Here is a 24,790-nt window from a genome sequence, read left to right as displayed (position 1 = left end):
GTGTTTTTAAGTAAATACTAAAAAAATACCAAAGAATGGCAGTTCTTCGGTATTTCGACTAACATGTAGTAAATTTACTTGTCAAGTAAAAATCTAATTGAAACAAGCACAATTGCTTCAACTAGCATTATGTACGACAAAATTAGGAAAAAATATCGATTCAGTACAAACAAATTTTCAACTGTTTGTAAAATATCTGTTATTAATAATGGATGTAAGGTATTGGTAGGCTTAATTTTCAAGCTTTTCCTAGTTTTAATTTCTTTCGAGGCTTATTCCCAGTCCATTCCAATTTCATTGAATTCTATGAGGCAAAGTATGCCATTTGAAGATTTTTTTCAGGAAATTGAATCTCAAACTAATGTATCCTTTGTTTATAATACAGATAAAATTAAGGGATATTTTGTCAATATTCCAGATAAACAAGTTCTTCCTCTTGAAGAATTGTTAAGCCTGGTGCTTCATCCACAGGGATTTTCATTTGTTCTATATCAGGATAAAATTATTATTAGAAAATCAAGAGGTCAAGTTCCAGCTTCTAAACTGAAAGCTGCAAGCCCAACTGATGTAGCTCAAATGGTTAAAGTTCAGAAAATCATGATTGGTAGAGTTCTTTGCGATGAAGATGGTCTTCCAATAGTTGGAGCATCTGTTAAGGTAAAGAATGAAGCTCGAGGAACAGCGAGTGATAAAGATGGTTACTATACATTAAACTGCCTGGTTGGGGATACAATAATATTTTCTGCTATTGGTTTTAATAGTATCGAGACTGTAGTTGGTCTTAAAATGATTGAAGATATTCGATTGAGTACTGATGTAATCAACCTTAAAGAAGTAAATATTATTGGCTATGGTGAGGAAGCCAAGGAGGAACAAATAGGAGCGGTAAGTTCCGTTACCAATATCATGACCGGAGAAGTTCCTAATAATTTGGATGAGACCTTGGCAGGTACTGCCAGTGGGTTATGGTTTCAAAAGAGTTCTGGTGTTCCTGGTAGTTCATCAACTATTGCCATAAGGGGAGTAACTTCATTGCAACCTGATGCAAATAGTCCATTAATTGTTGTAGATGGTGTTCCACTTTTTAATACAGAGGAAGGATTGAGTCGGATAACTTATCAAACTGTATCGGGAGGTCAAGCGTTCGGATTGTTTGATAACTACGTTTACAATGATTTACGAGAAAGCACATTCTTTCAAAAGAATGGATTAAACGTTGTGAATACTGAGGATATTGAATCAATTAGTATTCTGAAAGATGCTTACTCAACTTCAATATATGGCTCAAGGGGAGCAGCAGGTGTTATTTTGATTAATACGAAACATCCTAGAAAATTTGGTTTAAAAGTCAATCTATTAATGGAAACCGGAATTTCTAAACCTGTTAATAAGCCAAAATTGATGAATGGGGAAGAGTATTCTTCATTTTACTCAAATTATTATACTCAGCTTAAGAAAAAAGAAGTTGTATTTCCTAATGATATCAATACCAATTGGTATGATAAAGTGGTGCGAAATGCAACGAGTAATAAATTGGCTTTGTCTATACAAAATAAGAAGCACAATGGTTTTTTATACTTTAGCTTCTCTCATTTAAACCAAGAGTCATATGTAATTGGATCAGATTATAAAAGATACACAGCAAGATTTAATTTTCAGCAAAATATCAGTAACCTGTTCTTAATTGGATCTAATATATCATTAACAGCAGAGAAGAATAATTCCTTATTGGCTCCAAAAATTTATCGTGATGCCATATTAAAAGCTCCTAATTTGCCAATATATAATTCAGATGGAGGATTTAACTTTTCTACAGAAGGAAATCCATATGGTGATTATACTGAGAATCCAGTGGCAATGGCTCAAAATGATAAAGGAGAAATTCTGGATAACTATATTATTGCTAATGTATATGCGGATTTGCAAATTGTGAATAATTTATCATATCGTTGTGACCTGGGAGTTAATTTCATTGAAACGGATGCATTGTCATCTTATCGAAATAGTTATCAAAATGATGAGAAACTAACCATTGAAACAGATGGTTATTCAAGAAAATATGTAATTACGAATACATTAACTGGAAATAAGTCATTTGGAGATCATAAATTAAAGTTTGTTTTAGGGCAAAGTTTTGAACATTCAAGACAAAAGGAAGAGCAATTAAATTATCAAAGCCCATATAGAATAAATAATCGAAATAGTTACGAACTAACTGATTATTCCACAAATAAGAGAAAACATGCCTTGGCATCTTGGTTTGGAAGATTAAATTATAATTACAAACAAAAGATTTTTACAGGAATCAGTTACAGAATTGATGGATCATCTCGTTTTAACAAGGACAATAGATATCAAATATTCCCAGCTTTTTCAGCAGGATATATTGTTTTAAATAAAGAAAAGGAATCGATTATCAATAATATAAAGCTGAGAACGAGTTTTGGTTATTCGGGGGTTGAACAATCCACATATACCTATGGAGCCTTAAGAACTTACGAACCTCACCAGGACGAATTGACCTATGGAAATAAGAACATTATTACGGAAGCAAGAAGCTCAAGTTTTAATTTGTCGTGGGAGAAAACTGAGAATTTTGATATGGGAATTGATATGAGTCTATTGAATGATAATATTCATATTAATTTAGATTACTATTCTAAAAAAGTAAATAACTTGTTATTGTTTACAGATGTACCTGCAATATCTGGTTATACAAAACAATGGGTAAATGTTGGTTCGATGAAAAATACCGGAATCGAATTGACTTGTGATGCCAAAATACTAGGTGGAGAATTATCTTGGGATATATTTCTCACTTCGGCCTATAATCGTAACGAAGTTTTGGAAATTAATCAAAGTGGTTATGAAGTTTGGGGGGCAGATAAGGCATACAAATATTTTGAGGAAGGAAAGGAAGCAGGGCAATTTATGCTATATCAATGGGAGGGTGTAAATCCTGAAAATGGAAATCCATTGTGGCGATATGCTGATGGAACTTTAAGGGAAACTCCTCCAACGGATTTAAATGATAGAAAAGCTCTGGGCTCCGGAATTCCAAAATATTCAGGAGGTGTTAGTAATGTGGTATCATATAAAGGAATAGAATTTAGTGCTTTTTTAGTTTTTGCCGAAGGAAAAAAACTAATGAATGGTACAGCTGCAATATTAAATACCTACACAACAACCGAAGTGAATAATTTATCGGTTGATGTTGCTAATTACTGGAGAAGTGAAGGGGAAATAAACAGTCGTCCGGCTTTGTTTAATAAATCCATCACGGCACAGAATAATTATACCACCAGTCGAACAAGTTCAAGATTTTATGAAGATGCATCGTTTATAAGATTGAAAAAACTTGTGTTGGCTTATAATTTTCCGATGAAATTCGTTAAGAAGTTAAAGTTGGATAAAATTAAATTGTATGCTCAGGCAACCAATTTATTTACCATTACCAACTATTCTGGTTTAGATCCGGAAGTAAGTGCTTTTGGCGTTTCATCACTCTTATCAGGATATGATGAGATAACGATGCCTCAGACCAAAACATACAGTCTTGGTTTGCGAATTGGTTTTTAAAATAAATTGTCAAGTAAATAATCAAAAATGTAGTAAATGAAAATGTTACCCTGTCTGGCAGGGCATGGTAATCCTTTCATGATTTAGTTACAAATTTTGGTCTGAATTGAAAATAATATCAATCTATAGATTGGTAAGTGGGGATGTTATTTGCCTCTAAAATACAGGTCGATTTTTGTTATTGGTTTGATAATTAGTGAAGTATTCTTGGTTTTGTTCGCAAATGATGGAGTAGAAACTACTTTTTAAATGAAGTGAATCAAGCCAGTAAAAAGTTTTGAATTAACTCAAATAATAACCTAAAATTAAATTTTATGAAAGTTTTTAAAAACTCATGGAATGTTGTATTACTGCTTTGTGCAGTTGTGTTTAGTGGAGCTTTAAGCTCATGTAGCGATGATGAAAATTTAAGTGACCTAACCGGATTTTTATCTTTTGGTTTTTCAGATGAAGCATTAAAAGATTATGAATTTACCATTGGAGATAATGGTGTAATTACTAATCAGATTGCATTACCTTATGGATTTGATGCCTCTTCTTTGACTCCTGTTTTTTCATCAGTTCCTATGTCTACCGTTTATATTGGTGATGCGCTGCAAACTAGTGGTTCTGCAGCAATGGATTTTTCAAGTGAGGTAGTTTATAAAGTAGTAGCAGAAAATGGAACAAACCAAGTAAGCTATACTGTTGTTGTTAACGTAGCAAAGGATATTACAGCTTGGTCTAACTTGGCTCCAGATGCTAAATTCCCGGATTACACATCTTTAGTTGGTTTCAAAATTGGAGATAAGTATTTTGTTATGGGAGGTAAAAAAGGTGCTTCAGGTATTGGAGGACACACTTACGGAATTCATTCCTCAACCGATGGTACTGAGTTTTCTGCAGTAAATACCAATATTTTCAAGGAGTATGGTATGGGATTAGGTGCAGCAGCAGTTAAGCATGGTAACAAGCAATTGTTAATCGGTGGTTATACTCCATCAGATTATGAAGTTTGGGGAGAGACTGGTAATGGTTACGGAATCAACACTGTATGGTCTTCGGAAGACGGAGAAACATGGACCAAAGTAAATGAAGGTGCTTCGAATGAGCAGAAATTTACAGCTAGAACTAATGCTTCTGTAGCTAATTTGAATGGTGATCTTTATCTAACAGGTGGATACTCGGTAGGTTTTGGTGCTCCTCAAGGTGCTATGAATGATGTTTGGAAATCTACAGATGGAGGTGCTACTTGGTCAACATTAGATGCACAATTCGGAGAAGATTTTGAAGCAAGAGCCGATAGCAAATTAATCGTTTACAAAGACGAATTGTATTTAATTGGAGGAAGAACAAAATTCCCATATAATTATTTCAATGAGATTTATAAGTCTGCTGATGGTATAAGTTGGACAAAAGTTGATGTAGCAGCTCCGTTTGCAGCTCGTGCAAGTTTCTCTTGTTTTGTTTACAATGATAGAATGTATGTTCTTGCCGGTTTAGGTAACAAGGAGGTTACAGAAGGAGAAACAACAACTTCGGTTGACGTATTCTACAATGACCTATGGGTTTCAGAAGACGGTGGTGTAAACTGGACAGAAATGAAAACAGGAGCACTTCCTGAAGGATTTGCAGCAAGATATGGTCAGGCAATCGTTGTTGACGGTAATACTATTCACATCTTTGGAGGTAATGGTCAAGACACCGAAGGTAGCGCAAAAGTATATACTGATGCCTGGAAAGGTACATTGAACTAATCATTAGGAGAGTCTCGTGAATGGCGAGACTCTCACTTCTATAAAAAGCACAAATTATTGGCAGATGATTCGTGTTGTGCAGATTATAATGGTTTGCATTAAATAGAGCCTATAGAATAGGCATTTCAGAGAACATGTAGTAAATCTCATGAATATGAATAAGATATTAGTCATGTTTCTGGTTGTAATGACGATGTTTGGAGGGAATCTTCAAGCTCAATCATACAAAGCACAGGAACTTAAGACAAAAAAAATAACAGGTACTGTTTTAATCAGTGAAGACAAATCACCAGCCATTGGTGCTACGGTGATTGTAAAAGGAACTACCAATGGTTCTGCTGTAGATTTCGATGGAAAATTTTTGATTACAGCAAATGAAGGAGATATCTTGTTAATATCTTCGATAGGATATGTTTCGCAGGAAATTAAAGTGACACAAAAATCACATTATGACATTTTGTTGAAAGCGGATAATGTCGCATTAAAAGAAATTGCAGTTATTGGATATGGTGTTCAGGAAAGAAGGGATTTAACAGGAGCAGTGACTTCAATTAATCTTGAGGCATTAGAGCAACCAGCTTTAAGTATCGACAATGCATTGGCAGGACAAGTTGCTGGTGTTCAAATTAACTCTAGTAGTGGAGCACCCGGAAGTGCTACAGCAATTACCATTCGAGGAATAACATCATTAGATGGGGATAATAATCCACTTTTTATCATTGATGGGGTACCTGTTTATGGTGTAGGAAGTCATTCAAGCACTTCCTTTTCACAAGGAAGCATTGCAGCAGTTGCAATTGGAGGAAATAGTGCTTCTGGACAAATTGGAGCCAATTCCGAATTTGAAAGAAACCCATTGGCCAATCTGAATATGGATGATATTGAGTCCATTGAAATTTTAAAAGATGCTTATGCTACAGCAATCTATGGGTCACGAGGTGGAGCTGGTGTTGTATTAATTACAACAAAACGAGGAAAAAAAGGTCAACCTAAAGTCAATTTAAATATCTCAACATTGGTAGCAGAACCTGTTGGTGTACCCGATGTTTTAAATGGAGATCAATATGTTGATTTTTACAATGCTTATGAAGGTCCGGATAAAGACGGGAATTATCGTTTTAATAAGGGGCTAAATACAGATTGGTTTGATTTGGCAACAAGAACTGCTATTACTAACAATGTATCAGCAACAGTATCTGCAGGAACAGATAAAAGCACTTACTTTTTATCATTATCTTATCTCGATCAGGATTCTTATGTAATTAACAACGATTTTAAAAGATATACATCAAGAATCAATTATGAATACAAGTCTAGTGAGAAATTTAGATTTGGTAATAATTTGACATTTTCTTATACAGATAATAACTCTTTAAACTCAGGTAGTGTGTATAGAAATTCTATTCTTGCTAACCCTAGTATATCTGTAAAAGATGAAGATGGGATGTATAATTTTGTTGAAAATAAGCAATCTCAATTTAATCCTATTGCAACTGCAAAAGAATCGATTAACTATGTGAGAGATAGTAGGTTGATTGGTAATTTGTATGCAGAATATAAGGCCTTGCCATGGTTGACTTTACGTTCAGAATTTGGTATTGATTTGATGGTATCTAAAGCTTATAATAAAAATATGGCTTATGAGAAGATTGATAGAGAAGGGAATGCCAATCAGACCAACATACAAAATATGAAATATGTGTTCAACAATACAGCTACAATTTATAAAGAGCTAGGCGAACACGTTTTTAATGGGGTAATCGGACAATCGTTTGAAACATCAGATGAAGATATTGTAAGTATTAGCGGTGAAGGTTTTCCTACGAATGACGTTTTAAGTATAAGTCAAGCCGATAAACCAAAGGTTGGTCAGGCAGTTCGAAGAGAGTGGGCAATGATGTCTTTTTTTGCAAGAATGAACTACCGTTGGCTAGATAAATATATGGCAGGTGTTACTTATCGTATTGATGGTTCATCTCGTTTTAATAAGAATGAAAGGTACGTTGGCTTCCCTTCGTTTTCTTTAGGTTGGAGATTTTCCAAAGAACAATTTATGGAAGCCTATACTTGGGTTACAGATGCAAAAATTCGAGCTAGTTTAGGCTTTAGTGGAATTTCAGGTTCAGGTGGTTATTATGGGCACCAGGGACAATATATTTTGAAGGAGAATGCTTCTAAGTATGGAAAGACAAATATTTTAGAAGTTGCTCAACCTAGTAATCCTGATTTGAAATGGGAGAAAACCAAAACCTTGGATATCGGATTGGATCTTACTCTTTTCGGTGATAAAGTACAATTCACTTTTGACTATTATAATAAGAAAAGTGTAGACATGTTGATACAGTCTTCTGTACCATGGTATTCAGGATATTCAGGTCAGAAACAGAATTTGGTAGATATGACAAATAAAGGTGTGGAATTCTCATTAAATACTTTGAATATTAATAAGGAATTTAAATGGAGTACCAATTTTAATATTGCAAAAAATACCAATGAAGTAACCAACTTAAATATTGATGGATCATATACTCCAGGTGGTGCCGAGACAGCATATGCCTTTTATCAGGTTGGGGAATCTGCTACCGCATGGTTTCTTTATGATTGGCATGGAGTGGATCCTTTAACAGGTAATCCTTTATGGAGATATTCAGATGGAAGCATCTCAACAACTCCGCCTGCTTCAATTATGGGAAATGCTACTACTGATAATAAGTTTGTTATGGGTGATCGCATGCCTGAATTTACCGGAGGTATTACCAATGTTCTCTCTTATAGGAATTTTGAATTGAATACGATGTTTGCTTTTTCTTATGGAGGAAAAATTATGAATGGAACAAGAGCTGAATTGCTTACCTATTCAGATCAGAATTATCGTAATTTAAGTCGTGATATTTTGGATGAATGGATTATTGCAGGTCATAAAACTGATATTCCAAAGAGGAATAATAAGTCTATTGTTAAAACTGGTTTTGGGGATGGAAAGACTGACTATACCGTAAGTAGAAAGTCAGACAGGTTTCTTGAAGATGGCTCATTTATTCGATTAAAGAATATTTCGCTAACTTACCGCTTTAATCCAGAGCGAATTCGTAGAATAGGACTTAGAAGTTTAGCAGTGTATTTAAAAGGATCCAATCTGCTTACATGGACAAAATACAGTGGTCCAGATCCTGAAGTGAGTGCATTTGGGTCATCAGCAGCATATGCTGGAAATGATGAATTAACTATCCCTCAGCAAAAATCAATTCAGGTTGGAGTTAAAATTGGACTTTAAAAATGAAAGAGATGAAAGATAGAAAATACAATAGATACGGATTGGTAATTGTTGTTTTGGCTTGTCTACTTTCAGCTTGTGATAAGCAACTGGATCTAGCACCTGAAGATACAACTGTAGAGACAGAAGTGTTTCAGTCAGAAAGTTCTGCAGAATCAGCCTTAATGGATGTTTACAATAAAACCTTTGAGGCCAATAATGCTACCTCTTATATATTTGGTGATTTTTCAACAGACTTGTTGGTAAGCAAAAGCGATTACTATGATCTTGTAAACTCAGGAGAAATTCCGGTGGATGATAGTTATTTTGTTGGTGGTTCATGGGAAAAATCTTATTCAGCAATTAATGTCGCCAATGTAATTATTGAATCTGCTCCTAAACTTGGTACTTACAGAGAAGAAGTTATCAGTCAACATGTTGCCGAAGCTAAATTTTTAAGAGCATACAACTATTTAATGCTTCAAAAACTTTTTGGAGATGGTGCCTTAACAGGAAAAATGAATGGTTTAGGTTTGCCTTTACAATTAACACCATATGAAGGAATCAAGTGGAATGCCAGTAATGCCATTACTCGTTCAACAGTTCAAGCAACTTACGATCAAATTATTAAAGATTTAACGGAGGCATTGCCTGATTTGAATGAAAACTATGAAGATGACCTTGAAACTCGAGCACGCGCAACTAAAGGAAGTGTTCATGCTTTGTTGTCAAGAGTATATCTTTATATGGGAAATTTTGAAAAGGCTGCTAGTGAATCTGCATTTTTAATTGGGAATGAAAACTATAGGTTAAATGCTGATTTAAGATCTGTATTTCCAATGAGTAGTGGATATGATGTTAGTTTAGATGCGGAATACATCTATGCAATTCCATTAACATGGAACAATGGTGATCATCAGTTTGGGACTCATTATTTTTCTTACTACCACAAATATTCTACATATGCTGCCGATGATTTCTTGGCAAAATATACAGATACGGATCAAAGAAAAACCAAATTAATTTGGCAAGCTTACACCAAGGGGCAAAATCCAACAAAATTGACAACCGCCAAATTTAATAATGACCGTGGAAGAGATAACATTCCAATGATTCGTCTTTCTGAAATGTATTTAACCAGGGCCGAAGCATTGGTCAGAACTTCAGGAGTAAATCAAGAATCAGTAAATCTGTTAAATGCTATTGCAGGTAGAGCAGATAGTGAATTTACCAATTATACCACAGGAGATTTTGCTAATGCAGATGCTTTAATTGACAGAATTTTATTGGAGCGGGAATTGGAGTTGTGCTTTGAGGGTTTACATCGTTACGACCTAATTCGAACAGGTAGAAAACTGAAGAACAAAGATCTGCCGGAAAATAAATATGTACTGCCAATTCCTAAGCGAGAAATTGAAATCACGAAGGGAAGTTTGGTTCAGAATCCCGGATACTTATAGGAGGAATCATCCCAATTCAAAACTAAATTAAAATTTCATAGTTTATTAATTTGTTGAGAGTAGCCTGATCATAATTCAGGCCTCTCTTGGCAAGACTATATCTCTATTCTTAAAACTCAAAGAATGAATACTAGATTATTATCAATTGTACTGGTGGTTCTGTTTTCATTTTCAAACAATATCATGGCAAATAGCCTGACTGATGAAAATGAAGTAAAGGGAATCAAATTCAATCATTCAGATTGGAGTACAATTTTAAAAAAAGCAGCTGAAGAGCAAAAAATGGTCTTTATAGATTGCTATACCACATGGTGTGGCCCTTGTAAAATGATGGCTAAAAATACTTTTGCTCAACAAGAGGTTGGAGAATTTTTCAATAAGAATTTCATTAATGTGAAATTGGATATGGAAAAGGAACCTGGGAAAAGTTTGAAGACAATTCTTGGAGTAAATGCATACCCAACATTGGTGGTAATTAATGCAAAACAAGATATCATCCATAAAGCTGTTGGAGCACTTCAGAAAGAAGAGCTACTAAAGTTTGCCGCTGAGGCTCTAAAAGGAACAGGAACTCTTTCAAGCTATCATGCAAAATACAAGAAGGAGGGAGTTTCCAATAAAAAGTTTGTTCTGGAATACTTACAAAAACTTGAAGCTGCTAATGAAAAGGAGCAACTGACTAGCGTAATCAACCGTTATTTCGAGCAATTGGAGAAGAAGGATTTATTGGAAAAGGAGAACTGGAACCTTCTTAAGAAGTACGTGGAGTCTATTCACAATAAAGCCTTTCAGTTGGTGCTGAATAATCAGTCAGAGTTTATTGAAGTTTTTGGACAAAAAGAGGTGGAGGACAAGGTATATTTTACCTTCTTGAGAGAAGGTAATCAGCTTTGTGACAAGAAAGAGAATGGCGATTTTGTTTTGAATCAGGAGAAGAAGAAGAGCTTTCTGAATCAGTTGAAAAAGAATAAAGTAAGGAGCAAAGAAACGATAAAGGCTTATTCTGAAATGTCAACTTCAAGATCTATAAAAGATTGGGGCGCCTATATAACGAAAGTATCAAAATACTTAAAGGATGGAAGCATTGATAAAGGTGCAATGTCATTGTACAATTACGCCTTACCTGTTGAGAGAGCAGTTCAAGATAAAGAGTTGAGAGCTAAGGTTGCAGAATGGTGTGATATGGGTATGAAGATAGAGGGGATAAATCCAGGCTTTGCAAATGCTTTTCAGCAATTGAAAAGTAAGTTAGTCGAAAAATAGGGAGTCGACTTGGATCTTTATTTTGAGATCTAATTATGATATTCTTTAAACAAGAAACCTACTAATAATAAAAGGAACCAAATGAAGAAAGTATTTACATTAATGACAGTGGCACTAATGGTCCTTTTTCAGTCAGGAAATGTTGAAGCTCAAAACCGCGAGGTAGAATTTGAACATACAAGCTGGAAAAAGGTTTTGAAAAAAGCCAAAAAGCAAGACAAACTGATCTTTGTGGATTGTTACACATCTTGGTGCGGACCATGTAAAATGATGGCCAAAGATGTTTTTACTCAGGATCATGTTGCTGATTTCTTCAATAGCAATTTTGTGAATTTCAAGATTGATATGGAGAAAGGGGAAGGTCCTGAGTTGAAACCGGGATGGAAGATTACTGCTTATCCAACATTCTTGGTTGTTAACGTCAAAGGAGAAGTAATTCACAGAATTGTAGGAGCTTATGGAGCAGATGAATTCATTGAGTATGTAAAAGAAGCCCAAACAGAAGATAGGAACTTCAAAGCTTTGTTGAAGGCTTATGAAACTGGTAAAAGAGATGGAGAATTCATGTTTTCTTACCTAAGAGCATTGCGTTTGGCCAACCTGGGTAAAGAAGAGGCAAGAAAAGCAAAAAAGTACATTGCAAGTTTGGCTAAGGATGATTTGTTAAAAAAGGAAAACTGGAATATTATCAAGTATTTCATGAAAGAACCTTTAACTGATGAGTTTAGATTTGTTCTTGCGAACAGGAATCGTTTTGCTGAATTACATGGACAAAAAGAGATTGATGACAAAATCTACAATACTTATAGTAAGAAAATCGAATCATTTCAATACTTCTATCCAGGAAAAGGAAGAGAGTATGACAAAGCTGGTTTTGACAGAATGATTCAAGATCTACAAACTTCTGACTTTCCGAAGGCGACAGAATTAATTGCAATTGCTTTACAAAATGAATATCAAAGACTAAATGATTGGAGTAGGTATGCAACAGTAGTTGATGGTGCTTTGGATTTTGCTTTGCTAAAGAATTATGAGAACCAATTTAGATATTTCGATTCCGCAGCGTCTATGATTGCGAAAGTCACTACGGATAAAGATTTGTTGACTCGAGCACTTCGTTGGGCTACTTATGCAGCAGACAAAGAGGGTAGAGTAGAACACAAATCAGGTTACTTGGCAACAAAAGCCAAATTATTGGAACTCGTTGGAAATGCAGAAGCTGCTAAAAGTGCACAAATGGAATCGGACAAAGCGGACAAAGCAGCAGAGAAGGCTGGAACTAAAATAATTTCAATTCCTGCATTCAAAATGGGAGGAATGAAACCAGCAAAAAAGAAATAAGAAGTCTTTCCGGTAGAAATATAGAAGATTTTGGGAACAGGAATTTGTCAAAATCTTTAAGAAATATTCGATACTAATTATACATTATTAATTAAAAAGATGAGAACAATATTAATCGCACTAATCAGTGTAATCTTATTCAGTTGCGTACAGCAACCAGCAGACAACTATATTACCATTAAAGGAAAGGTGAAGTTTCCAGATAATCAATTCAAGATGACCATTGTTAAAAGGAATGGATTTGAAAAAACAATTATTGATTCGGTAGAGTTGAAGCCAGATAATAGTTATGAATTTAAAATGAAGGTGGATAATCCAGGTGTTTACACCTTGGATTGTCAGAAATGGCAATCGGTACGTTTCTGGGCTGAAGATGAAGATTTGGAAATCGACTTTAGAGGAAGAGATACTGCAAAAATCAAGATCAAGAATCCTCCGTTTGTATATATAAAGGGTGGACCAAACAATGAGGTAATGAACTTGTTATCATTCAACAGCTATCGTTCTTACCAAGGTATGATTGCTGCAGGAAAAATCATGTATCAAGCTTCAAAATCAGATAGTAAAGAATGGAAAGAAAGTGCTGCTGAAGGCTACAATAGAAACTATGTACAGACTGATGCATACATGCGCTATGTGGCTAAGTATTATGCCGATCGTAATTCAATTATTTCAGTGTTAGGCTCATTGAGAAAAGAAAGTGATCAGCCTTTAAAAGAGCATATCATTAAGACATTAGAGGCGAAAAATCCAAATTATCAGCCATTATTAGACTATAAGAAGGAAATGGCAGAAGCCAAAGCTGCAAGAGAGAAAATGATGGAAGGTAAAGTTGCTCCTGATTTTTCTTTTCCAACAAAGAAAGGCGATAAGAATTATGGTCCTAAGGATTTCCGTGGAAAGTATGTGTTAATCGATTTTTGGGCATCATGGTGTGGTCCTTGTCGTCAGGAAATTCCTCACTTGAAAAAAGAATACGAGAAATATCATGGCAAAGGATTGGAAATGTTAAGTGTTTCTATCGATCATAGTAAGAATGCTTGGATGAAAGCTATGCGCAAAGAGAAAATGCCTTGGCCACAAGTACAGGCACCTAAATCTGGTAAGGATATCATGAAAGAGTATCAATTCTCCGGAATTCCATTCATTGTTCTATTGGATAAGGAAGGAAAGATTGTTGGAAAGAACTTGAGAGGAGAGAAATTGGAGAAACTATTGGAATCGATATTTGATAAATAATATTGTTTCAGCAATAAATTAAATATTGCTGATTGAATGGGGGGAAGTCCTGATTACCTCGGGGTAATTGGGACTTTTATTAAAAAATGAAATTATAAATAGATGAAAAGATATTTGATTTTATTAGTAGCAGTATTTGCGCTAAATATAGGCAGCTTGCTAGCACAACAAGGAATGCAACCAGCAAAAAAACTTCCGCCAACCCTTCAACGAGAAGGAGTTGTAAATGCAAGTCCTGATGAGGTGTGGAAATTAATTTCTGTTTTGGATAAGGTAGATGAGTACAACTCAGAGTTTGTAACTTCTGTGGAAAAAGAAGGAGATGGTTACGAAGCATATCGTTTGGTAAAAATGACTGATGGAACAGAAAGAGGAGAGGAAGTAACAGTTTTTGCAAAAGCAGCTAAACGCATTTGTTTTAGGTCAGAAGATTCTCAGTATCCGGTAGAATACTATGTAGTGAATTATTACATTGAACCATCAGGAAAATCGAAAACTAAAGTGAGATTGGAATCCTATTTCAAGGTTAATAAAGGAGCGCCTAAGACAAAAACATTTAAAGCAATTGGGAAAGAGCTTTCAACAACTCTAAAAGGGATTCAAAATTATTACAACAAGTAATCGGTCTTGATGTTTGTGTGATAATAAAGAATAGTACAAACCGTCTCAATTGAGGCGGTTTTTTTATACAGTAATTCACAAAGGTTAATTAAGCTTAAAAAATTCAGCTTAGTTTCACCCTATTTAGTATTATTATTGTCTTAAAGGCAGAAAGAATAAACATTAATATTAAAGAGGGAACTCTTTTATAAGTAAAAAATAAAGATATGAAAAGTAAAATTGCAGTATTGTTAGTACTAATGTTAAGTGTGTCAGTGGGTTCATTTGCTCAGATTTTAACACCAGCAAAATGGACTGTTGAGTTGTCTAAAAAAGAAATTAAAGTTGGTGATGTAATCGAAGTGGTTTTTAAAGCTAAGATTGATAAAAGCTGGCATGTTTATTCAAATGATTTTGATCCGGATTTAGGACCAATCTTAATCGAATTTGATTTTGAAAATCATGCAAGTTACGAGCGTATTGGAAAAGTAAAACCAATTAATGCTCATAAGAAATACGACAAAATTTGGGAAGGTGATGTAAGTTATTTCGAAAACACTGCAGAAATGCGTCAGAAAATTAAGGTGAAAAGTTTACCATTACATGTTGAGGGTACTTTCGATTTCCAAACATGTTCAGACCAAACAGGACAATGTGTTATGGGGGATGATGAGTTTGATTTGAATTATCCTTCAAAGTAAATCAAGTTTATATTTAAGTGAAAGACTGTCTTTTTGGGCAGTCTTTTTTATTATTGGTTTAGTTTGTTCTAATCTAATAATTAACTTTTAGTTAGGATTTTAAGGTGTATATTTTGCTAACTTTAGCAGAGTTTAAACAACAAATTGTCTAACAAGGATTAAAATTTTTAAAAATGAAGAAGTTAAAAATGGTTTTGTTCGTGGGAGTTGTAATGATGTTTCTTTCTACGACTGTTAATGCTCAAGGAATAGAATTTTTCCATGGAACTTATGCCGAAGCACAAGCAAAAGCTAAGAAAGAAGGCAAGCAATTGTTTATGGATTTCTACACCTCATGGTGTGGTCCATGTAAAGTAATGGCTAAAAAATATTTTACCTTGGAAAGTGTTGGAAAAGTATATAACAAGAAATATATCTGCTTAAAAATCGATGCAGAGAAAGGTGAAGGACCAGAGATTGCTAAAAAGTATGGTGTTAAAGCATATCCTACTTTAATTTTTGCAGATCATTCTGGAAAAGAAATGAAGAAAGTATTGGGAATGCAAAATGAGCAACAATTGCTCGATTTGGCAAAATAATACCAATAATAAAAGTATATAAAGCTCCTGTTTCTTTATAGAGACAGGAGTTTTTTTCTTTTAAAACTTATGCGAACGAATTTAGGCTAAACAAAGTGAAAACCTTACCGTAAATCTTTTTCATTACAACTTCTCAGTTAATTAAGGTTAAAAATGGAGCTTATTATTCATCCAAAGTCTAAAGTTTGGTGTCATGATAGTAAAATTGTGAAAAATCAAGCGAATAAAAAGAGACTCTATGAATAAAGTGATGTGGTGGTCGTTAAAACTGTTTTTATTTAGAGGGATTATGAATAATGTATAAAGTCACACTTTTATTCATCCATTTTTATAGGAATAGTGTCATATAGGCAAACACTGGGAGAGGTTGATTAAAATTCCCAGATAGAAAAGTGTTCCTTTTTTTATAAGTTTGATCAATTTTGAATTAACAGTATAGGATTTTGATCTGTTGAATGAAAACAGGTGATAGGGGAATCCGATGTAGTATATTAAAGCTTTATAACATGAAATCACTTATTAAATTATCCGCGATTGCATTGTTGGTCAGTGTATTTGTAGCGTGTAACGAGAAGCCTAAAAAGGAAGTAAAAAAAGATGAAGGATTTGAGGAAACAGCATTTATGCCTTGTTGTGGTGAGCCATCGTCTAATGAGGAGGTATTAACCATTAACCTGGCGTTAAATGATACCTATTGTAAGAAAACAGCATGTGCTTGTATTCACGATATTGCAGCAAGAGAATATGAAGAATTGCAAAAGCAATTGATGGAACAATTTAATATTGATTTACAGATTACCTATTATATGGAGCCATACATGATGGAAGATCAATTAAGAGCAAAAACTCATGATGGCGTAATTACAAAACCATGGAATGCTTTCATGCTAATGAAAGAAAATCACTTTCGTTATGAGAGAATTGCTGATATTCTTGATGTGTATGATAACCAATGGTTAACGGGTGTTTATTTGGTGAGAAAAGATTCAGATATTAAAACCATGGACGATATCAATGGAAGAACATTGGTTGCGGGTCAGGAAGATGCATATGAAAAATACCATGCTCCTTTACGTCAATTGGATAGCATGAATATTAAACCAGGAAAAATCTACTATAAAGCGAGCTGTTTGGAAAGCATCAATGAGTTAATGGATAAAAAAGCAGAAGTAGCTATTGTATCTGATTATGTGATGTCGGCAAGTTGTGCGGTAGATGTTGCCAGCGAGGATGATTTCAGAGTGATTGGAGAAACTGAAAAAATGCCATTGTGTTCTGTGGTATTAGATCGTAAGAAAATTTCGAAAGAAGATGCAATGCGTTTCCAGAAGGCATTATTGGCCTTATCGAAAGATAAATCTCCAGAAGGAATGTTAAGCGCAGGATTTGTAAAACCTGCATCATGGATCCCAAATCCATATAAAAAATCGATAGCACAAAACTAACTATTATTATGACTGAAAAGAAGAATTGGGACAGACGTAGCTTTTTGCGTAAAGCTGGTCAGGCCACATGTACTCTTGCACTTGGAGGGATAGCTTACAGAATTGTAGGTCAACATTTAGATGAAGAAACTGCAGGTCCACGTTCTAGATATGTTTGGCAGATAGATCCAGACAAATGTACCAATTGTGGAAAATGTGAAACTGCCTGTGTGCGTACACCTTCAGCCGTAAAAGCGGTTAACGATCAGAAAAAATGTTCTTGTTGTGTTGTTTGTTATGGCCACATTAAAAACAAACAAATCGAATCTGAAAAGATCATGAGTGATGGTGAAAGAGTTTGTCCACATGATGCAGTAACTCGCAAGAATTTCTCAGGAGGTAAGGATGGTTACTTTATCTACGATATCGATCATGATAAATGCACAGGATGTGGTAAATGTGCAGAAGCTTGTACTGATAAAGGAACCAAATCGATGTTTTTGATTATTCGTCCTGATTTGTGTTTGAACTGTAATTCATGCGACATCGCAAGAATTTGCCCAGAGGATGCAATTGATCGTTTGTACATCGGGCCAGAGGATGATTTTAAAGGAATTTACGAGTTGGAGTATGGTCAAAATGATATGAATGAATATGGAGCTTAAAGGATTTAAATTAAATATGAGAGTAATTATCGTTATTGCGTTTGCTCTGGTTTCTTTGGTAGCTTCTGTAAATACAAGTATGGCTTTGCCTACTCCTCAGGAACATGATAGTCATAGTATTGATGATTTAAGTAGGGGTAACATCCGAGAGTTTAAAGACAACTACATTCCAAAAGAATATTTTCCAACACCGGAATATATGGTATTTGTAGATTTGGGTGTCTTATTACTATTGCTTTTAATAGGTGTGTTCTTTGTTTGGAGAAAGAAATCTCAAAAAGCAATGACTGTGATGGCCATTATTACATTTGCTTACCTTGGATTTATAAGAGGAGGCTGTGTTTGTCCGGTTGGAGCCATTTCAAACACCACAATGGGCTTGATTACTCCAGCTGAAGTTGGTCTTGCTAGCTTGATTATTTTTATGCTTCCATTAATTATTGCATTAATTATAGGGCGTGTGTTTTGTACATCAGGATGTCCATTGGGAGCAGTTCAGCACATTGTACAAAAATCCAAAAAGACAATCAAACTGCCTAAAAAACTGAATAATGCATTAAAAGTTATACCAGTTCTCATGTTAATTGCAACGGTTTATTTTGCAATTCAAAGTGCATGCTTTTTTGTTTGTGAGGTTGAGCCATATAAAGTTTTGTTCTTTACAGGACAAACCTGGTTTGAACAAGGATTGGCATTTATTTTAGGACATCCTATGGAGCCTAAGTTTTTGTTAGCTTTCGGCATTGGAACCTGGTTGTACCTGATCGCAATTCTAGCATTGGGATATTGGGTGCCACGTCCATTCTGTCGTTTCTTATGTCCTTATGGTGTATTGTTGGGAGTGGTTTCATTCTTTTCATTCAAACCAAGAAAAATAAAAGACGATAATTGTGTGTATTGTGGTATGTGCGAAAAAGTATGTCCAACACAAGCTATTGTAATCGATAGAAAGAAAAAATATTCTTACATTTCGAATTACGACTGTGTACAGTGTAACAAATGCAACGATGTGTGTAAGAAAGATGCTTTTTAAGCGAGAGTTTAAACTGATATAAAAAAAGGAGGATGTCCAAATTTAATGGACATCCTCCTTTTTGTTTTATCTTTCCTAAGAACAAAAGTTTGATGTTTGTAAAAATGTGGGGTGCTTTGGCAGTGATACAAATGTGCTTTCCGCAACTTTTTGCATACCCTTCCGCAAAAAGTTGCGAAAGGGATAAAATAAAGCATTACATTCAAGTACATTATTAATTGGAAGATTTTTTATTTAGAAATGAAAATGTTCTCAATTATCTCACAAAATTAGAATCAATTCAAAGCTAGTATTAATACACTTTTCGTATAAGAAAAGTAGGAAACTGCCCACTTCATATCTATTAATTTGAAATCAAAATTAGCCTTTGAGTTTATAGATTTTAAGCATTTGATGCATAATCACAACAATCAGTGAAAAAAAGTAAAAAAAAATCATTTTTTTTTTACAGCTAATTTTTATCTAATCTGGATTGTAATTGAAATTCCTAGCTCTAGATAATCAGTAAGTTTACGGATTTTAAAATAAACAATATAAATAATTGATTGTTTTCTAGATGCCTGCTAACGTGTTAATTATTAACGTTAATTAACGATATTTTTTACTTATTTCGTTCACCCATTTAGAGATTTTGGTTGTCTCTAAAGCAAAGGTTAAACCAAAAAATAATCAACTAATCAACCCAACAGGTTGGAATCTGATAAAAATAAGGTTGCAATCAGTTAAGACTAAAAAGAAACAGATGAAAGGTAAAATTACAATTCTAGCCATTTTGATGATGGTTTTTAGCGGACTTTCTTTCGGACAGGTAATAGAGCCTACCAAGTGGAAAGTAGAGTTTTCTAAGAAAGATGTAAAAGTAGGAGACGAATTAGATGTTGTTTTTAAAGCAACGATTGACAAAACCTGGCACGTTTACTCGAACGATTTCGATGCGGATTTAGGTCCGATTTTGATCACTTTCGAATTCGCTGCGAATTCAAGTTACGAAAGAGTAGGAGAAGTTAAGCCTATCAATGCTCACAAAAAGTACGACGAAATTTGGGAAGGTGAAGTAAGCTACTTCGAGAATGAAGGAGAAATGCGCCAAACCATTAAGGTAAAAGAATTGCCACTTCATGTTGCTGGTACTTTCGAATATCAGACTTGTTCTGATGAGACTGGACAATGTGTAATGGGTGATGACGAATTTGATTTGAAATTTGGTGAAGCAAAAGAGAAAGCTGCAGTAGCAAGTGCTTCTTCAGATGACAATGATAAAGAAAGCAAGAAAGGCTTATGGGCAATTTTTATTGCTGCATTTGTAGGTGGATTGCTTGCGATTGTTACACCTTGTGTATTCCCAATGATTCCAATGACCGTGAGTTATTTCATGCACTCAGGCGGTGGTAATAAAGCAAAAGGAAGAATGAATGCTTTCTTCTATGGTTTCTCTATTATCGCAATTTACACTGTAATTGGAACCATTTTGGCAGTAGTAATGGGACCTGATTTCGCTAACTTCCTAAGTACTCACTGGGTTCCTAATATTTTATTCTTCTTGATTTTTGTGATTTTCGCATTCTCATTCTTTGGAATGTTTGAAATTACTATGCCAAGTTGGATGGTAAACAAATCTGTAGCGAACGAGGATAAAGGCGGTTTCATGGGATCTTTCTTTATGGCATTTACTTTGGTACTTGTGTCGTTCTCATGTACTGGTCCAATTGTAGGTTCAATTCTTGTAGCATCAGCAGGTGGTGAAGTATTGATGCCAATTATTGGTATGTTAGGATTCTCGTTGGCATTTGCATTGCCATTTACATTATTTGCAATTTTCCCAGGATGGTTGAATAACCTTCCTAAATCAGGTGGATGGTTGAACTCTGTAAAGGTTGTATTAGGTTTCTTGGAATTGGCATTAGGATTAAAATTCTTAAGTGTTGCCGATCAAACTTACCACTGGGGAATTTTGGATAGAGAAGTATATATCGCAATCTGGATTGTAATCTTCACATTATTAGGATTCTATTTGTTAGGAAAACTAATGTTTGCTCACGATAGCCCATTGAAGAGTATTAGTGTACCTCGATTGATGCTGGCAATTGCTTCATTCTCATTCGTTGTGTATATGATTCCAGGTATGTTTGGAGCTCCATTGAAAATGTTATCAGGTTTTACACCACCTCAAGCTACACACGATTTTAACCTAAATCAAATCGTGCGTGATAATTCAGGTGGAGGAGCAGCACCAGTTCACAAAGCCACTCATAAGGCAAAGTACGCTGACTTTTTACATTTGCCTCATGGATTGGAAGGTTACTTCGATTATAATGAAGCATTAGAAGCATCGAAACGTGAAGGAAAACCAATTTTCGTAGATTTCACTGGACACGGTTGTGTAAACTGTCGCGAAATGGAAGCGAATGTTTGGTCTGATCCTGCGGTATTGAAGAGATTACAGGAAGATTTTATTGTAGTTGCTCTTTATGTAGATGACAAGAAGAAATTACCAGAAGAAGAATGGTATGTATCTGAATACGATGGAAAGAAAAAGAAAACCATTGGTAAGCAAAATGCAGATCTTCAAATTCGTAAGTACAATGTAAATGCTCAGCCATACTATGTGCTTTTGGATGAAAATGGTAATGATCTTACAGATCCAACAGCTTACGATTTGGATGTAAGCAAGTTCATCAAGTTCCTTGACGAAGGAAAGGAGAATTATAAAAAAAAGTAACAGCTCAGAACGTTAGATAGAGCTATTATATAAAGGTAGTTTAGATTAGTTAGTGAAAGTTTTCATATTGTTAATGAAAACGTGGTTAGTAAGGATAGATTTTGATAATAGGAGGAAATCTCCTCCTGTTATCGGTCTATACAAAACTAAGGCTACCAAAATCAAAATTTACAACAACAAATACTAGTTAGTGGTTACGAGCAGGGCAGTAAAGAACTTTACCCCAATATCTGATCTATAAACTCCCTGCTCACACCCTTTTATCATTAGAAGACCAATTACCAAAAAAGCAGTTTTAAATTGAGGATATGCTACTTTTGCAAGCTCATTTAAGAATGTTGTCTCGGACGGGCAGAACTCTCGGAATGATTTTGAGAAAAACTAAAAAAACAACAAAATGAAGAAATTCTTATCCTTACTCGTAATGAGTGTGATTTTGTTCTCTGGTAATTTTAGCCAGGCTCAAAATACTACAACAATTCCTTTGAATCCTTCGGTAAAGCATGGTAAGCTTTCTAATGGAATGACCTATTATGTGATGCACAATGAAGAACCAAAAGACAGAGCGAGTCTTTACTTTGTGCAAAACGTAGGTGCAATTTTAGAAGAAGATGCACAAAATGGTTTGGCTCACTTCTTGGAGCACATGGCATTTAATGGTCTGAAAAACTTCCCAGGAAAAAACATGTTGAACTATCTTGAGAAGAATGGTATCAAGTTTGGTAGAGATATCAATGCTTATACCGCTCAAGATGAGACAGTATACAATATTAGTAACCTTCCTACAGGTAACGACAATTTAATGGATTCAGCTTTACTTGTTCTTCACGATTGGTCGGGAGGATTATTGCTTGAGGCTGATGAAATTGAATCGGAAAGAGGTGTTATTCACGAAGAGTGGAGAACCAGAAGAAACGCTCGTTTTCGTATCAACTCTCAAACCAGTCCGGTAATGTACAATCACTCGCAGTACGCTAAACGTGATGTAATTGGAGATTTAAATGTGATCGATAATTTTGAACACAAGCAATTGCGTGATTATTATCACAAGTGGTACCGTCCAGATAACCAAGCTGTAGTAGTAGTAGGTGATTTTGATGTTGAGAAAATTGAAGCAAAAGTGAAGGCTCTTTTCTCAAAAATTCCTATGCCTAAAAATGCTGCAGAAAGAGTATACTATCAAGTAGAAGACAGCAAGGAACCACAATATGTATTGGCTAAAGACAAAGAGGCAAAATCAGTTTCTATCAACTGGATTTTCCGCAAGCCTGCTTATACAACACGTGATGAAAATTACATGCGTGAGAGTTTGGTACAGGGAATGTTCAATACAATGTTGAATAACCGTTTGAAAGAGTTGATGCAAAATCCAGAATGTCCTGCAGTTGGAATGCAAGTTGGTAATTTCGGAATGTGTCGCACTAAAGAGGCAAACTATATTGGAATTTCTCCAAAAGAGAATAAAGAAATTGAGGCATTCGAAACATTCATGACAGAATTTGCGAGAGTTCAACGTTTCGGTTTTACTGAATCAGAATTGGAAAGGGTAAAAACTTCTTTCTTGAGAAGTTATGAATCATATCTACAGGGAAAAGATAAAATCTCAAACGAAGATTGGGCTAAAACTTTTCAGAAGCATTATTTAAGTGCTAACCCTGCACCTTCTGTAGAATGGGAAGTGGAATTCGGACAGAAAACAATTCCATCTATCACTTTAATGGAAGTAAACTCAATGTTGAAAAACTATGGAAATGTAAACAACAGTGTTTTCGCTTTAAGTGGTCCTGATAAAGAAGAAATTAAATATCCTACAAAAGAGGAATTATTTGCTTCACTTAAAAAAGTAATGACTTCAAATATTGAAGCTTATGCTGATGAAACTGGTGATGCTCCACTTGTTGCTGATGAATTAACAGATAAGAAATTTGTATCAGAATCAGTGGTAAAAGGAACTGATGCTAAATTGTACACATTAGAAAATGGTGCAAAAGTAGTTGTTCTTCCTACTGATTATAGCAAAGATGAGATCCTTTTCAATGCATATAGCTTTGGAGGTAGCTCACTTCTTGAAAGAGAAGATCTAGAGTCAGGAGATGTTGCAACCATGTTGGCTCAAATCTCTGGTGTAGGTGAATTTAATGCTATTCAGTTAAGAAAGAAATTGACTGGTAAAATTGCTAGTGTTTCTCCTAGTTTGGGTTCATATACAGAAGCATTCTCTGGATCAGCTTCACCAAAAGATTTTGAAACAATGCTACAGTTATTGTATCAGTATTTCGAGCATCCAAGATTTGATGAGAATGTATTCCAGGCACAAATGGGAGCAATCAAGAACAATCTTCAAAATGCAAAAGCTGATAATGGTAAAGCATTGAAAGATACAATCGGTCAGATGTTAGCAAACCACCACGAACGTGCATTGATGTTCAATGATGAGTTTGTAAGCAATATTGATTTTGCAAAGGCTAAGAAAATTTATTTGGACAGATTTAAAGATGCAAGCGACTTTACATTCCTATTTGTAGGTAATATTGATGAAGAGAAGCACTTGCCTTTAATTCGCAAATATATTGGTAGCATCTCTTCTGAAAGCCGTAAGGAAAAATGGGTTGACAGAAAAGTACGTATGGCAGAAGGTAAGTCACAAAACATTTTCGAAAGAGAAATGCAAGTTCCTAAATCAACAGTATACCTTTCATTAAATAATGAAATGGATTACAATTTAGAGACTAGAATGTATGCAAGAGTTGTTGCAGAACTGCTTTCTAAGAGATATATGGAAACCATTCGTGAGCAAGAAGGTGGAACTTATGGAGTAAGCGTTCGTCCATCAATAAGCAAGCGTCCATACGAAAATGTAGGTATCTCTATTAACTTCGACTGTGCTCCTGAAAAGCAGGAAAGATTAAGAGGTTTGGTTTACCAGGAAATTGATGCCATCGTAAAAACTATTAATGAAACTGACCTTGAAGAAATCAAGAAAAATTACATTAAGAACAGAGCTGAAGCAGAAAAAGAAAACAGCTTCTGGTTAAGTGTAATTCAAGGATCATTAATGAACAATGAACCAATTACCAATACTGAAGACTACAACAATCTTGTAAAGAGCATTAGTCCTAAGAAGGTAAAAGAATTTGCTAAGAAATTATTTAAGAAATACGATTCTGTAGAGGTAGTGATGAACCCTAAGAAATCGTAA

15 protein-coding genes are annotated in these 24,790 nt (G+C 34.8%); all 15 read left to right on the top strand.

Going from position 1 to position 24,790, the window contains the following annotated elements:
- The first annotated feature begins 129 nt into the window (after nucleotides 1-129).
- The 15 genes from DF185_RS03775 to DF185_RS03700 all read left to right on the top strand — a co-directional run bounded on the left by DF185_RS03775 (nucleotide 130) and on the right by DF185_RS03700 (nucleotide 24,790).
- The gene (locus DF185_RS03775; RefSeq protein ID WP_110359367.1) at nucleotides 130-3,579 is read left to right on the top strand and encodes a SusC/RagA family TonB-linked outer membrane protein; all 3,450 of its coding nucleotides are present in this window, start codon (nucleotides 130-132) and stop codon (nucleotides 3,577-3,579) included.
- A gap of 314 nt (nucleotides 3,580-3,893) precedes the next feature.
- Nucleotides 3,894-5,315, top strand: coding sequence for a Kelch repeat-containing protein (locus DF185_RS03770; protein ID WP_110359366.1), 1,422 nt, complete (start codon nucleotides 3,894-3,896; stop codon nucleotides 5,313-5,315).
- Nucleotides 5,316-5,469: 154 nt separating this feature from the next.
- Nucleotides 5,470-8,589, top strand: coding sequence for a SusC/RagA family TonB-linked outer membrane protein (locus tag DF185_RS03765; RefSeq protein WP_165835935.1), 3,120 nt, complete (start codon nucleotides 5,470-5,472; stop codon nucleotides 8,587-8,589).
- Between the two features lie 11 nt (nucleotides 8,590-8,600).
- Nucleotides 8,601-10,028 (top strand): RagB/SusD family nutrient uptake outer membrane protein, encoded by a 1,428-nt coding sequence (locus DF185_RS03760; RefSeq protein ID WP_165835934.1) that lies wholly within the window; start codon nucleotides 8,601-8,603, stop codon nucleotides 10,026-10,028.
- A gap of 123 nt (nucleotides 10,029-10,151) precedes the next feature.
- Nucleotides 10,152-11,291 (top strand): thioredoxin family protein, encoded by a 1,140-nt coding sequence (locus DF185_RS03755; RefSeq protein ID WP_110359363.1) that lies wholly within the window; start codon nucleotides 10,152-10,154, stop codon nucleotides 11,289-11,291.
- Between the two features lie 81 nt (nucleotides 11,292-11,372).
- Nucleotides 11,373-12,632 (top strand): thioredoxin family protein, encoded by a 1,260-nt coding sequence (locus DF185_RS03750; protein WP_110359362.1) that lies wholly within the window; start codon nucleotides 11,373-11,375, stop codon nucleotides 12,630-12,632.
- A 99-nt stretch (nucleotides 12,633-12,731) separates the two neighbouring features.
- Nucleotides 12,732-13,871 carry a TlpA disulfide reductase family protein gene (locus DF185_RS03745; protein WP_207784567.1) on the top strand — a complete coding sequence of 380 codons (1,140 nt, stop codon included), beginning with the start codon at nucleotides 12,732-12,734 and terminating at the stop codon, nucleotides 13,869-13,871.
- Nucleotides 13,872-13,973: 102 nt separating this feature from the next.
- Nucleotides 13,974-14,492: an SRPBCC family protein gene (locus DF185_RS03740; RefSeq protein ID WP_110359360.1), complete on the top strand. Its 519-nt coding sequence runs from the start codon at nucleotides 13,974-13,976 to the stop codon at nucleotides 14,490-14,492.
- Nucleotides 14,493-14,698: 206 nt separating this feature from the next.
- On the top strand, nucleotides 14,699-15,172 hold the full coding sequence (locus tag DF185_RS03735; protein WP_110359359.1) for a protein-disulfide reductase DsbD domain-containing protein: 474 nt from the start codon (nucleotides 14,699-14,701) through the stop codon (nucleotides 15,170-15,172).
- A gap of 173 nt (nucleotides 15,173-15,345) precedes the next feature.
- Nucleotides 15,346-15,750, top strand: coding sequence for a thioredoxin family protein (locus tag DF185_RS03730; RefSeq protein ID WP_110359358.1), 405 nt, complete (start codon nucleotides 15,346-15,348; stop codon nucleotides 15,748-15,750).
- Between the two features lie 506 nt (nucleotides 15,751-16,256).
- The gene (locus DF185_RS03725) at nucleotides 16,257-17,195 is read left to right on the top strand and encodes a phosphate/phosphite/phosphonate ABC transporter substrate-binding protein (RefSeq protein ID WP_165835933.1); all 939 of its coding nucleotides are present in this window, start codon (nucleotides 16,257-16,259) and stop codon (nucleotides 17,193-17,195) included.
- A gap of 8 nt (nucleotides 17,196-17,203) precedes the next feature.
- Nucleotides 17,204-17,839, top strand: a complete 636-nt coding sequence (locus DF185_RS03720; protein WP_110359356.1) for a 4Fe-4S dicluster domain-containing protein — start codon at nucleotides 17,204-17,206, stop codon at nucleotides 17,837-17,839.
- Nucleotides 17,823-18,872 carry a 4Fe-4S binding protein gene (locus DF185_RS03715; RefSeq protein ID WP_110359355.1) on the top strand — a complete coding sequence of 350 codons (1,050 nt, stop codon included), beginning with the start codon at nucleotides 17,823-17,825 and terminating at the stop codon, nucleotides 18,870-18,872. Before DF185_RS03720 ends, DF185_RS03715 begins: the two co-directional genes overlap by 17 nt.
- A 742-nt stretch (nucleotides 18,873-19,614) precedes the next feature.
- A complete protein-coding gene (locus DF185_RS03705; RefSeq protein WP_110359445.1) occupies nucleotides 19,615-21,591 on the top strand; it encodes a protein-disulfide reductase DsbD family protein in 1,977 nt (658 codons plus the stop codon).
- Nucleotides 21,592-21,988: 397 nt separating this feature from the next.
- Nucleotides 21,989-24,790 (top strand): M16 family metallopeptidase, encoded by a 2,802-nt coding sequence (locus DF185_RS03700; protein ID WP_110359353.1) that lies wholly within the window; start codon nucleotides 21,989-21,991, stop codon nucleotides 24,788-24,790.

The sequence above is a fragment of the Marinifilum breve genome (assembly GCF_003202155.1).
Lineage (GTDB): Bacteria > Bacteroidota > Bacteroidia > Bacteroidales > Marinifilaceae > Marinifilum > Marinifilum breve.
Note: the sequence above shows the minus strand (reverse complement) of the source record. Positions and strands in the feature narration are given on the sequence as shown.